This window comes from Ignavibacteriales bacterium, assembly GCA_026390795.1.
GTDB lineage: Bacteria > Bacteroidota > Ignavibacteria > Ignavibacteriales > Melioribacteraceae > Fen-1258.
Genome location: JAPLFG010000003.1, coordinates 819,535 through 831,373, shown reverse-complemented (window position 1 = coordinate 831,373; position 11,839 = coordinate 819,535). Strand labels below are relative to the sequence as shown.

The window sequence follows — 11,839 nt, the reverse complement described above, 5'->3', positions numbered from 1 at the left end:
ATTTTTTATCTTATTTCTAAGATAAGATTATTGACCCCTTTTTACTATTTTTGTTTAGAAATATTAATAAAATGAAAGATAACCGGTAAAAATTTATGACAATAAATACACAACTAGCAATCATTGGCGGAGGACCCGGCGGATATGCAGCAGCGTTTCTTGCTGCCGATCTTGGCATGCAAGTTACTTTAATTGATCTTGAAAAGAACCCCGGCGGTGTTTGTCTTTACAGAGGATGCATTCCTTCAAAAGCTCTTCTTCATATTGCCAAGCTTATTAAAGAAGCTGAGGAAGCAAAAAAATGGGGCATCGAATTCGGCGAACCTAAAATTGATCTTGATAAACTTCGGGATTTTAAAAATGGGGTTGTTAATAAACTAACAGGCGGATTGGGGCAGCTTTCCAAACAACGCAAAGTCAATTTCATTCAAGGGAAAGCTTCGTTCATAAACTCAAACGCATTATTGGTAAATAAAATTGATGGAACAACCGACGAAGTTCAGTACGAAAAAGTTATTCTTGCAACAGGCTCTATTCCCGCAAAAGTACCGGGACTCTCAATCGATTCCCCGCGGGTTATGGATTCAACGTCAGCACTTGAATTGAATGATATTCCAAAACGATTGCTTGTAATTGGCGGAGGGTACATCGGTTTGGAATTAAGTACCGTATATGCTGCTCTGGGAAGTAAGGTTACTGTAGTTGAAATGCTTCCGGGATTATTGCCCGGAGCGGATCGAGATTTGGTAGCTGTATTAGATAAACGTGTAAAATCAATGATGGAAAATGTTTTCACGGAAACAAAAGTTGTCGAGTTAAAAGAATCCGCCAATGGAATTACTGTAAGGTTGGAAGGCGATAAAGTAACTGAGCCTGAACAAACTTTCGATAAAGTTCTAATTTCTGTCGGGCGCAAACCCGTTACAACGGGTCTTGGATTAGAAAATACAAAAGTTAAAATTGGTGAACGCGGATTTGTAACCGTTGATAAAACTTTAAAGACTGATGACCCGAGCATTTATGCAATCGGCGATATTGTTGGTAATCCCATGCTTGCGCACAAAGCTGCTGCAGAAGGTAAAGTTGCTGTCGAAGCTATTCTTGGGCACAAAGTCGCATTCGAACCAAATGCAATCCCTGCGGTTGTATTTACGGATCCGGAACTTGCATGGACCGGTATAACCGAAATTGAAGCTCGCGAAAAAGGAATTAAAGTTGAAGTCGCTAAATTTCCATGGGGTGCAAGCGGACGCGCAACTACATTGGATAGAAACGATGGAATGACTAAGTTAATCATCGAACCCGGAACAGAAAGAATTCTGGGCGTTGGAATTGTTGGTGTTGGAGCCGGTGATATGATTGCTGAGGGAACATTAGCAATTGAAATGGGCGCGGTTGTAAAAGATTTGGAATTGACAATTCATCCGCATCCAACATTATCTGAAACTATGATGGCTGCAGCGGAAGTATTTTATGGTCATGCTACGGATATGTACCGACCTAAAAGAAAGTAATTACTAAAAATTTTGGCTAAAACTTTGAAAACAAAATTTATACTTGCAATTTTTTTCTTGATCACAATTCGAATCTCGGCTCAAAATTATAATTGGGTTAAGCATGATTCTCTTGTTAAAACCGGAATAAATCAAATCTACGGTATCGAATTCGATAAAGCTGAAAAAACTTTCGACGTTGTAGTTAAAGAATATTCAACGCATCCTTCCGGAAAATTTTTTAAGGCAATGATTACTTGGTGGCGCATTCTGCTTGATATTGATAATGAAAGTTTGGATGAGAAATTTTTTAATCAGCTCGATGAATTAATTGACATGTGCGACGATATATTAGATAAGAATGAAAAAAATGTTGATGCAATGTTTTTCAAAGGTGGCGCACTTGGATTTCGCGGACAATTACGCGCCATACGGGAAAGCTGGTTCAAAGCCGCGCTTGACGGCAAAGATGGTTTGGGTTTAGTGTTTAAGTCTTACGAACTAAATCCAAAAAATGTTGATGTTCAGCTTGGTTTTGGTATATATCATTATTACGCCGATGTAATTCCCGGCCGCTATCCGGCTGTTAAACCGTTTATGGTATTCTTTCCGAAAGGAGATCGACTTAAAGGTTTGAAAGAACTTGAAAACGTCGCATGGAACGGAAGATATACCAGAATTGAATCTCGAAACTTTTTAATGAAATTAAATTTTCAGTTCGAAGAAAACATGGATGAATCAAGAAAGTGGGCAAAAATTTTGCTTAATGATTATCCGAACAATCCGTATTTTCAAAAATATTACGGTCTTACTTTTATTAAAGAGAATAATTATCATGAAGCAGCTAAAACATTTCATGATATTTATAATAAAGCCGGACACGGTATGCCTGGTTACAACAAACGATTTGATAGAGAAGCTTCTTATTATATCGGAATGGATTTTAAGCTGAAAGAAAAAGTTGATTCAGCCGCGTTTTATTTTGAAAAATCGGAAAAACTTTCCCGTGAAATGGACAAAGCAAAAGAATCCGGTTTTTTAATCAACACAGTTTTTTATCTTGGAATGTTATATGACCAGATGGGCAAGAGAGACAAAGCAATTGCTTATTACAAAGAGACGCTGGAATTAAAAGACCGTAATGATTCTCATAAATTTGCAGAGCAGTATTTAAAAACACCTTATAAAAGATAATTTAGAATTGCGAATTATCTATGCTGAATTAAATTTTCAATTATCAATTCGCAATTATCAATTGCATCTACAAACTTGTTGAAATTCCGAATCTGTGCAGTGCGCCAACAGAACCAAGCGATGAGAAGGAATAATCAACATTGTATTTATTTACAATGAATCCTAAACCGACACTAAATCCAGCCAGTCCGGCGCTTGTTGAACCGAGTTTCATCTCTTTTCTTTTTTCGTTATCGTAACCCAGACGCAGTTTTAAATTTTGTCCAACCCGTAATTCTCCGCCAAGTGTAATCTGTTTGAAACGTTCAAAGAAATTATCATATCTTTCATTTAAACGGTTGAACGACCAGAAAAATGTGAACGGAAGTTTCTCTAATCCTTTTGAAAAGCCGAGACGAATATCAAGTGGTAAATCTTCCTTTGTGTTAAAGTAATTTGAGATCTGTGAACCAAGATTCAGTACCGAAAAACCAAAATTCCATCTTAATTCCGGAATTGCATAATGTAAACCGAGATCAATAGCCGCGGCAGATGAAGAATAACTTTCAATTGATGAGTAAAGGAATTTTATATTAGCACCATAATAGAAATTTTTATCAAGCTGATTTCCATATCCAATAATAAACGCAATATCGCCGGCGCCAAAATTACCAAGCTTCATTCCATTTTCGTCTGCTCTGGTGAATGAACCGTAATTGATATATTGAATACCTGCAGCAAATCTGCCGATTCCTTCAATCTCTTTTGAGAAAGAAATACTTGCAGAATTAATATCCATCAAATGTTTTAAGAAAGAAAAAGAAACCGGTGTTCCGGTTAATAAATTTATTCCGGCAGGATTATAAAAGATTACATTTGGATCATCTCCGTTTGCTACATAACTGCCGGCAACGGCTGCTGCTCGCGGACTAGCATCTAAATGGAGAAAATCGAAAGATGACTGTGCGGATAAAATAGTTGATAACAATACAACACAAATTATTGCCCGAATGAAATGTTTATGCATAATTCTCTCAAATTGACGAGCGATTTTAAAGATTATTGACTATAAAGGCAAGGTAATACGAAACATCTTCTAGAATGATTTCTTTTGGGAACACCAATGAATTTGTTATTGTTAGAAATGTGTACAATCCGACCTTGACGGAAGGATTCTTTCACTATAAATTTCATTAGAAATAATTAGGAGTTTTGTATGAACGGTTTTAAGACTGTCATTTTGATGACTGTAATGATGGTATTGTTTATTCTTGTCGGAAGTCTTATTGGCGGCGAATCGGGTATGATGATTGCATTTGTAATCTCATTAGCAATGAATTTCGGTTCGTATTGGTTTTCGGACAAAATTGTTTTAAAAATGTACCGAGCTCAAGAAGTTACGCGCGAGCAATATCCGCAGCTTTATGATTCAGTTGAGAATTTAGCAACTCAAGCAGGCCTGCCGGTTCCAAAAGTCTACATTATGGAGAACCCGGCCCCTAATGCTTTTGCAACCGGGCGAAATCCGGAACACAGCGCGGTAGCAGTTACAACAGGTATTATGAAAATTCTTAACAAGGAAGAGCTTGAAGGAGTGATTGCACACGAATTAACACACGTTAAAAATAGAGATATACTTGTCGGCACTATAGCGGCAACTCTTGTTGGAACAATTACATTTATTGCGCGCATGGCTGGATGGGCGGCAATGTTTAGCAGCGGAAGAGGTGAAAGAGATAGAGGAAATATTTTTTCGGATTTAGCTCTGATGATTATCGCTCCGATTGCTGCGTTATTAATCCAGATGGCAATCTCAAGATCGCGCGAATATATGGCTGATGAAGGAAGTGCGCAAATTTCGGGTAAACCGCTCGCACTAGCATCAGCACTCAACAAATTGGAACGTGGAAATGAGCTTATTCCGATGACTAATGCAGGCACTTCATCTGCACACATGTTTATCGTTAATCCGTTAAACGGAAAATCTTTGATGAAACTATTTTCAACTCACCCGCCGATTGAACAGAGAATTGAACGGCTTCAAGAAATTGCCGCCGGAAGAAGATAGAATAAAATTTTATTCGAATTTAGAATGTAATGCCGGACATGTTCCGGCATCTGTTCTAAATAAATGAATACCCGATTTAGATTGGATAGCATTTTTTCCAACGCATCAAACAATTTTCTAATTGAAATTACTTTGACTAATCTCTAATTTGAAAACGGTACTAACAAAATTCATGTGATTAATTGAAAACAAAATTCTCCGCCGTTTCTATTTTATTTTTTATTCCTATTTTATTTCTGAATGCACAAACACAGAATAATATCGATGTAATTTATAATTTAATTGAACGCTCGGTTGCACAAGCCGATTCACTACTCGGAGGAAAACAAGCAATAAATTTATCTGTAACTACTGCGGCTCCGCTTGAAATTCTAAAACCCAAAGTGCTTCAGTTATTCAGTAATCGGGGTTACTTACTTACAGCGTCAGGTGCCGAATCTGCAATTCCTGTTAATTATACTATCACTTCTGCAACCGTTGAATACAATAATTCTTTTACCAATGGATTCTTTGGCAATATTGGACTTGAAAGAAAATTGACGTTAAAAGGGTCTTTCAATGTTGTGGAGTCTGGTCAAATCATAAAACCGGTTGAGTTTACAGAAAGTGTTACAGATACTGTAAAACTAGATGAGATTTCAAACCTTGAAAATAAGTCTATTCCATTCACCCAGGGGCAAATTCCATCAGAGCCGCTGCTTTCAACTTTTTGGGAACCGATTATTGTTGTTGGAACTCTAATCGTTACAGTTATTTTGCTTTTTACGGTCAGAAGCAAATAACTACAATTAGCTATTTTACAGCTACCCTATTTTGTTTATTTTTACATCGTCTTAAAAAGCGAGGAAACTGTTTTGCACAATCGAAAAATAATTATTTCTGTTTTAATAGGACTAATATTTGTTTACGCATGTTCCAGTTCTGTTGATACAAGCAAATTCAATGCAGAAGATTACTACAACTATGCCTATAAACTTTATACGCAAGAAGATTATGAAGAAGCAATTTCAAATTTTCAAAATTTTCTGCTGCAGTATTCAGGCAGCGCATATAATGATGATGCTCAATTCTATTTAGGAATGACTTATCATAAAAGGAAACAATTTCTTCTTGCTGCCTATGAATTCAGCAAACTGATCAAAAATATTCCGGCAAGTCCTTTTGTACCTGAAGCGCAATATATGCTGGCTGAATCGTATTTTCAGCTTTCGCCGCCTTATCAGCTAGATCAGGCTTACACCAAAAAAGCTATTGAAGAATTTCAAGCGTTCATAGATTTCTTTCCGGCAAATCCAAAAGTGGAAGAAGCTGAAAGTAAAATACAATCACTCACTGAAAAACTTGCAGAAAAAGATTATATGAGCGGGATGATTTATCAAAAGATGGAATACGAAAGAGCTGCAATGAAATCTTACGCTATGGTTGCGGAAACTTATCATGATACCAAATTTGCACCGCTCGCTCTTTACAACAAAATATTATTGGAAGTAAAGAAAAATATGAATAACGAAGCGGTCGCAGATGTTAATTTATTCTTGAGCCGCTATCCAAATGATTCTAATGCAAAAGAACTTCAATCTATAGAGTCGAAGCTTTCGGGTAGTAAATGAACTTTGAAAGAAGAAAAAAGAAAGTAAGCGAATCAATTGTTACGATGACGGAACTCGTTTTGCCGCACTACACAAATCAGCTTGGCAATTTGTTGGGCGGTCAATTGATGCACTGGATTGACATATGCGCCGCTTTAGCGTCGGCTAAACATTCACAGCGAATTTGCGTTACTGCTTCGGTTGATAGAATTGATTTTCATCATCCGATTAAACTTGGCAATGTTGTAACATTGATCGCATCTGTAAATCGTGCATTCAGAACTTCGATGGAAGTCGGGGTAACAGTTTTTGCGGAATCTCATATTGAAGGTACGCGTATTCTTACGAATACGGCATATTTAACTTTTGTTAGCGTAGATGAAAACGGAAAACCGGTTGATACAAATGAAATTGTTCCGGAAACAGATGATGAAAAAAGAAGATTTGAAGAAGCACTTCAACGAAGAAAAAACCGCCTCGGTAACTGAAAAAGTATTTATTGTTTCAGTTTTTATTTCCTTCCTTTATCTGTCAAGCATATCAGCACAAATTCCAATTAATGGTTTTTGCAGATATAGAGAATTTGCTGCAAAAATTAATTATTCAAAAATTTTGCCGATTGATTACAATTCGGATGGCTATAGAGATTTGCTGATTTATAATCAATCAAACAATAAATACGCTACTCTCATTTCGGATCCAAAATCAAATTTTGGTAATGCTTCAGAAAAATTTTCTTCATTCTCCCTTGAAAGTATTCACCCTTTCGGCAGCGGAACTTCAGAAAAGAGATTTTTAATCGCTTCACCTAAAACTAGACAAGTTGCTCTTGCTGCATTTTCTAAAAATGGTATGATGTTCTCTTCAAGCAAAATAAAATTTCAAGGTTTTCCTTCAACCATAGACGTTAGCGATATTGAAGGTGACGGAAAACCGGAAGGACTTGTATGCGGCAGCACACTTGATGGATTATATTTGCTGCATGAAAAAAACAGAACATTAAAGGAAACTAAAATAATTGAGGGGAAAGCTTTTTCTTCTGCAAGTTTCATAGATCTCGATTATGATTCATTCGTTGATATTGCCGCGATAGACCAGTTGTCAAACTCAATAATTCTTTACTATAATGATAAATCCGGAAATTTCAGAGAATTGCGATCAATTGGTCTATATGAGGATGTTTGTGAATTCAAAACATCCGATTTAAATTCCGATGGTTTCACCGATCTAATCTATGTTCGAGGCAATCGGTTTGAAGTTCTTCTTGGCGATTCTGTTTCATCATTTCAGAAAAAAATATTTATTGATAATCCGGTTAAACCCGATAAATATTCGATACTTGATTTTAACGGTGATGGTTTTAATGATATTGCCTTTATAAATATTAAAACCGGTTCGCTTTATATCTCTTTTGCACAAGGAACAAATAAATTTTATCCGCCTGTTTTATATATGAAGAAAAACGGTTTAACTGATATCTCCGCATACATAGATAGGGCAGGTAAAAAATTGGTAGTGCTTAGTTCAGACGGTAAAGTATATCTAATCAATACAATTGGTCTTGAAGATTCATTATTTTCAATAACTGCCGGCAACAATCCTATAGATCCGCATACTTTCGATTTTATGAATGATGGTTTTCAAGATTTCTGTTTTATAGATGAAGGCGAACAATCATTAAAATTATTTATGAGCGAGCGTAGAAATTTATTTAGGATCTACTTTTCAATTCCTTTGGCGGTTAACAGCTCAAATATTTTGGTTGATGACTTCCAACCGAAAATAAAAACGTTTTACTGTTATTCTAAAGGCGGACGTACTTTAGAAATAATTAAAATGAATTTTGAAAGCAATAAATACACTAAGCTTGATCTATATACTGATAAACCAATCGAAGACATGAAGTTAAGTCAAGATAGGCTGAAAGACCGGCAGACTCTTTATATTCTCTGCAAGGAAGGAAATGACCTTTTCTTGGAAAATTTTGAAATCAGAAATTTTCGAACAGCATCTTCGGCTATTTATCCGATTGGTTCAAACATAGATAAAGCCTGGCTCTCGTTCGGGGTTTACAGAGACATCTACACACTCTCGAGATACAACAATAAAGTCACTCTGAATAAAATTGTTTTTGATAAAAAAATTATTGAAAGAAAAACTCTGCTAAGTTTTGATATAACTTCCAACGATAAGTTGAGCTACAATCTTATCTGCTTTAAGGAAGCACTTATTCGATTTAAACCGGCAGCAGCCATAATAACGGTAAACAATAAATCAACTCTATATTATATCATAAATGATCGGGTTACAAAATACCCGTTGAAAAATCCGGCTGCACAAAATACATTGCTGAAGTATTCTTTAAATGAAAATAGCGATGAACCGACTATTTATTACAACGATTTGAAGAGAAATAAACTGCACGGCATTACAATACAAAATTCAAATGGCGCCTCAGCGGATAAGGAATTGATTGAATTCAATGAGGCCAATAATTATCTTGTTACAAGATTATATGGAATAAAGACATTTTTAATTTACTCGAACATTTTACAGAACACATTATCTTTCGAAAAGCTCTGATGAAGAAATTTTCACTCCTTCTCTTTTTTATCCCTGTTCTGATTACATCCGCGCAGAATTTGGACTCATTGTATAATAGATTTATGCAAGTTAAAGGTATTACACAAAGTATCAATCAACAGACCGTCTCCACACAAAATGAACCGATCAAATGTTCTTTCGGAATTGTGGCCCAAGTAAGACTTAATTACGATAAATTTACTGCATTACAGAAAAAATCGATCAGCAAACTGCTTGATAGACCTTTAACCGATACAAGTTTTGTGTCTCCTAAAAATAAATTCCGCATTCATTTTAATAAAGCAGGAAATGATGTACCGGGTTATGATCTGAACGAATTAGCCAAAGCTGCTGATTCTTCCTACAATTACGAAGTCAATATTCTTGGTTATCTGCTCCCGCCAAAAGATTCTGGTAAAGGAGGGGATGATCTTTATGATATTTATATTCAAAATCTTGCAAGTGATTATGGTTATACACAACCTGAAGATCAAATTACTAACCTTACTTACACAAGTTATATGGTAATAGATAATGATTATTCTGGGAATAATTATTACACGCATGGTATAAATGGCGGACGCGTAACTGTTGCACACGAATTTCACCATGCAATTCAGATTGGCAATTACGGTTTTTTCGATAAAGATGTATTCTATCATGAGATAACATCAACCGCTATGGAAGAGTTTGTCTTTAATGATATCAATGATTATTACTTTTATATAGATTCGTATTTTAGAAATCCACAACGCACATTTTCCGCTAACGACGGTTACAATCTTGCAATATGGAATATATTTTTGCGCGATCGGTTTGGCGTTAATATCATAAAGAGAATCTGGGAATTGATGAGGGGAGAACGGGCATTAAAAGCAATTGCCGATGCTATTATAGAATCGGGCTCAACATTCAAAGCAGAATTTAATACTTTCGGTTTGTGGACATACTTTACTGATACCCGCGCAGTACCGAATAAATATTTTAAAGAAGCTTCCAATTATCATAACCTTATTACTCCGTTAATGGTTACCGATTTTACAAATACCCCTTCATCAATAAACGTCACTTCGGAAGCAGTCTCGAATAATTTTTTACAATTCAATGATAATACTACAAGTACGGGTAGTGTGTTGGTTTCGCTGATAAGCAATTGCGATATAAACGGTGGTATCACTTCACCGGTTACAAGCACATCTTTTGTTTATACACTTTCTTCGCAGCCGATAAACAATGGGAAAAAAATTATTGACGGATACTACTCCAAGCTTGAAAGTCAAAACGGGTTTCTTTTTTCCGAATCGAATATTTTGAATGATGTACCTATAAGTGAAGGGCAAATTTCAACCGAAGAGATTGATTATCCGTTTCCTCAGCCATTTCGATATTCCACAAACTCACTCATTTATTTTCCGACCTCTAGCAGCGAAAATGGAATTGCTGAACTTTATATTTATTCTGTTGATATGACTTTGGTTTATTCAATTACTAAACGTATTCTTGTCTCCGATAAAATTGTGATTAGCTGGGATGCTCATGATAAAAACGGCAATAAACTTGCCACCGAAGTTTATATTTATGTTACTAAATCGGGCGACAAAATTAAAAAAGGAAAATTCGTAATTTATAATGATTGATTATACAGTTGAGCTAAATAATCTTATCAAATTCTTCGGAAGAAGATTGATCTTCGACGGAATCAATTTTTCTTTTTCATCTCGAAATGTTTACGGAATTTCAGGTCCGAACGGATCTGGGAAGTCGACACTTGTTAAAATAATTGCCGATTTGATCTCGTCAACCCGGGGTAAAGTAGTTCATAAATACGGTGAAAAAATTATTGAGCCGGAAGATCTTCACAATTTTCTTGGCTTTGTATCGCCTTATCTTTTCCTATATGATGAGTTTACCGCAGAGGAAAACTTGATTTACTCGGCTAATATTCGCGGAATAAAATTCAACAAAGAGCGATCCGATTATTTTTTTGGTGCACTAAACCTTTTTGAAAGAAGAAACGATTTAGTGCGCGGGTATTCATCCGGAATGAAGCAGAGATTAAAATTTATTTTTGCACTTTTACATGAGCCGCAGTTAATAATTTTAGATGAACCCACATCAAACCTTGATAATTCCGGTAAAGAAATTGTATATAAGATTATTAAGGAAGAATCAAAAAAGAATCTAATTGTAATTGCATCAAACGAAGATTCAGATCTTGAACTATGCACTGAAGTTATTGACCTGGAAAAATTTAAGAAGCAGACGGGCAAATGAAAGCATTCGCACTATTCAAAAAAGATTGGCAATCGGAACTGCGTACACGTTATGCAATTAATGCTCTCGCTATGTTTATTCTTGTTACAATCAGTGTTATAATGTTTTCAATCGGTAATGAAAAGATTACAGAATATTTAACAGGCGGTTTGTTGTGGGTTGTGATATTTTTCTCTGCAATGTCCGGTCTTTCCCGTGCGTTTGTCTCGGAAGAAGAGCGGGGAACATCAATGACGCTCCATCTTCTCGCTTCTCCTTCAACAATATTTTCCGGTAAACTTATTTTTAATCTCTTATTAGTCTTCTTGATGAATTTTGTCATCACATTTCTTTTTTCAATTCTCTTCACATCATTTATCATAAAAAATATTTCACTCTTTGCTATTGCATTTCTGTTTGGAAATATCGGCATCGCCATTTCATCTACTATTATAGCGGCAATAATTTCCAAAGCAAGTTCCAAGGGAACTCTTTACCCGGTACTTTCATTTCCAATTCTTTTGCCTCTTATTTTAACTCTGCTTGAATTAACAAAATTCGCCATGGATGGAAATTCAGTCAGCGGGTCGCTGGTGGAAATCCTAGTCTTGATCTGTTACGATGTAATAATGGGGACGGCTTCTTACCTTTTATTCGAGTTTATCTGGAAAGAATAGAAT

Annotated in this window: 11 protein-coding genes; 10 read left to right on the top strand and 1 reads right to left on the bottom strand. The window is 35.8% G+C overall.

Going from position 1 to position 11,839, the window contains the following annotated elements:
* Nucleotides 1-95: 95 nt before the first annotated feature.
* A complete protein-coding gene (lpdA, locus tag NTX65_07270; GenBank protein ID MCX6169120.1) occupies nucleotides 96-1,514 on the top strand; it encodes a dihydrolipoyl dehydrogenase in 1,419 nt (472 codons plus the stop codon).
* Between the two features lie 24 nt (nucleotides 1,515-1,538).
* On the top strand, nucleotides 1,539-2,687 hold the full coding sequence (locus tag NTX65_07265) for a tetratricopeptide repeat protein (GenBank protein MCX6169119.1): 1,149 nt from the start codon (nucleotides 1,539-1,541) through the stop codon (nucleotides 2,685-2,687).
* A 67-nt stretch (nucleotides 2,688-2,754) separates the two neighbouring features.
* Here the strand turns inward: NTX65_07265 and porQ are convergent, their stop codons facing one another.
* Nucleotides 2,755-3,693, bottom strand: coding sequence for a type IX secretion system protein PorQ (porQ, locus tag NTX65_07260; GenBank protein ID MCX6169118.1), 939 nt, complete (start codon nucleotides 3,691-3,693; stop codon nucleotides 2,755-2,757).
* A gap of 189 nt (nucleotides 3,694-3,882) precedes the next feature.
* Here porQ and htpX point away from each other — a divergent pair, with 189 nt between their 5' ends.
* The 8 genes from htpX (at nucleotide 3,883) to NTX65_07220 (ending at nucleotide 11,836) form a co-directional block, all read left to right on the top strand.
* Entirely contained in the window at nucleotides 3,883-4,734 is an 852-nt protein-coding gene (gene htpX, locus NTX65_07255; protein ID MCX6169117.1) for a zinc metalloprotease HtpX, read from the top strand.
* A 182-nt stretch (nucleotides 4,735-4,916) separates the two neighbouring features.
* Nucleotides 4,917-5,516: a hypothetical protein gene (locus NTX65_07250; protein MCX6169116.1), complete on the top strand. Its 600-nt coding sequence runs from the start codon at nucleotides 4,917-4,919 to the stop codon at nucleotides 5,514-5,516.
* Between the two features lie 72 nt (nucleotides 5,517-5,588).
* Nucleotides 5,589-6,344 (top strand): outer membrane protein assembly factor BamD, encoded by a 756-nt coding sequence (gene bamD / locus NTX65_07245; protein ID MCX6169115.1) that lies wholly within the window; start codon nucleotides 5,589-5,591, stop codon nucleotides 6,342-6,344.
* Nucleotides 6,341-6,811 carry an acyl-CoA thioesterase gene (locus NTX65_07240; protein ID MCX6169114.1) on the top strand — a complete coding sequence of 157 codons (471 nt, stop codon included), beginning with the start codon at nucleotides 6,341-6,343 and terminating at the stop codon, nucleotides 6,809-6,811. Before bamD ends, NTX65_07240 begins: the two co-directional genes overlap by 4 nt.
* A complete protein-coding gene (locus tag NTX65_07235) occupies nucleotides 6,750-8,906 on the top strand; it encodes a VCBS repeat-containing protein (GenBank protein ID MCX6169113.1) in 2,157 nt (718 codons plus the stop codon). The genes NTX65_07240 and NTX65_07235 overlap by 62 nt, the downstream gene beginning before the upstream one ends.
* Nucleotides 8,906-10,543: a hypothetical protein gene (locus NTX65_07230; protein ID MCX6169112.1), complete on the top strand. Its 1,638-nt coding sequence runs from the start codon at nucleotides 8,906-8,908 to the stop codon at nucleotides 10,541-10,543. The genes NTX65_07235 and NTX65_07230 overlap by 1 nt, the downstream gene beginning before the upstream one ends.
* Nucleotides 10,536-11,180: an ABC transporter ATP-binding protein gene (locus tag NTX65_07225; protein MCX6169111.1), complete on the top strand. Its 645-nt coding sequence runs from the start codon at nucleotides 10,536-10,538 to the stop codon at nucleotides 11,178-11,180. The genes NTX65_07230 and NTX65_07225 overlap by 8 nt, the downstream gene beginning before the upstream one ends.
* The gene (locus NTX65_07220; GenBank protein ID MCX6169110.1) at nucleotides 11,177-11,836 is read left to right on the top strand and encodes a heme exporter protein CcmB; all 660 of its coding nucleotides are present in this window, start codon (nucleotides 11,177-11,179) and stop codon (nucleotides 11,834-11,836) included. Before NTX65_07225 ends, NTX65_07220 begins: the two co-directional genes overlap by 4 nt.
* Nucleotides 11,837-11,839: the final 3 nt, after the last annotated feature.

Excerpts from the sequence above, each read along its gene's own strand:
- NTX65_07225 (MCX6169111.1), top strand. The coding sequence starts at position 10,536 with ATGATTGATTATACAGTTGAGCTAAATAATCTTATCAAATTCTTCGGA.
- lpdA (MCX6169120.1), top strand. The coding sequence starts at position 96 with ATGACAATAAATACACAACTAGCAATCATTGGCGGAGGACCCGGCGGA.
- porQ (MCX6169118.1), bottom strand. The coding sequence starts at position 3,693 with ATGCATAAACATTTCATTCGGGCAATAATTTGTGTTGTATTGTTATCA.
- NTX65_07235 (MCX6169113.1), top strand. The coding sequence starts at position 6,750 with ATGATGAAAAAAGAAGATTTGAAGAAGCACTTCAACGAAGAAAAAACC.
- NTX65_07230 (MCX6169112.1), top strand. The coding sequence starts at position 8,906 with ATGAAGAAATTTTCACTCCTTCTCTTTTTTATCCCTGTTCTGATTACA.
- NTX65_07220 (MCX6169110.1), top strand. The coding sequence starts at position 11,177 with ATGAAAGCATTCGCACTATTCAAAAAAGATTGGCAATCGGAACTGCGT.
- NTX65_07240 (MCX6169114.1), top strand. The coding sequence starts at position 6,341 with ATGAACTTTGAAAGAAGAAAAAAGAAAGTAAGCGAATCAATTGTTACG.
- htpX (MCX6169117.1), top strand. The coding sequence starts at position 3,883 with ATGAACGGTTTTAAGACTGTCATTTTGATGACTGTAATGATGGTATTG.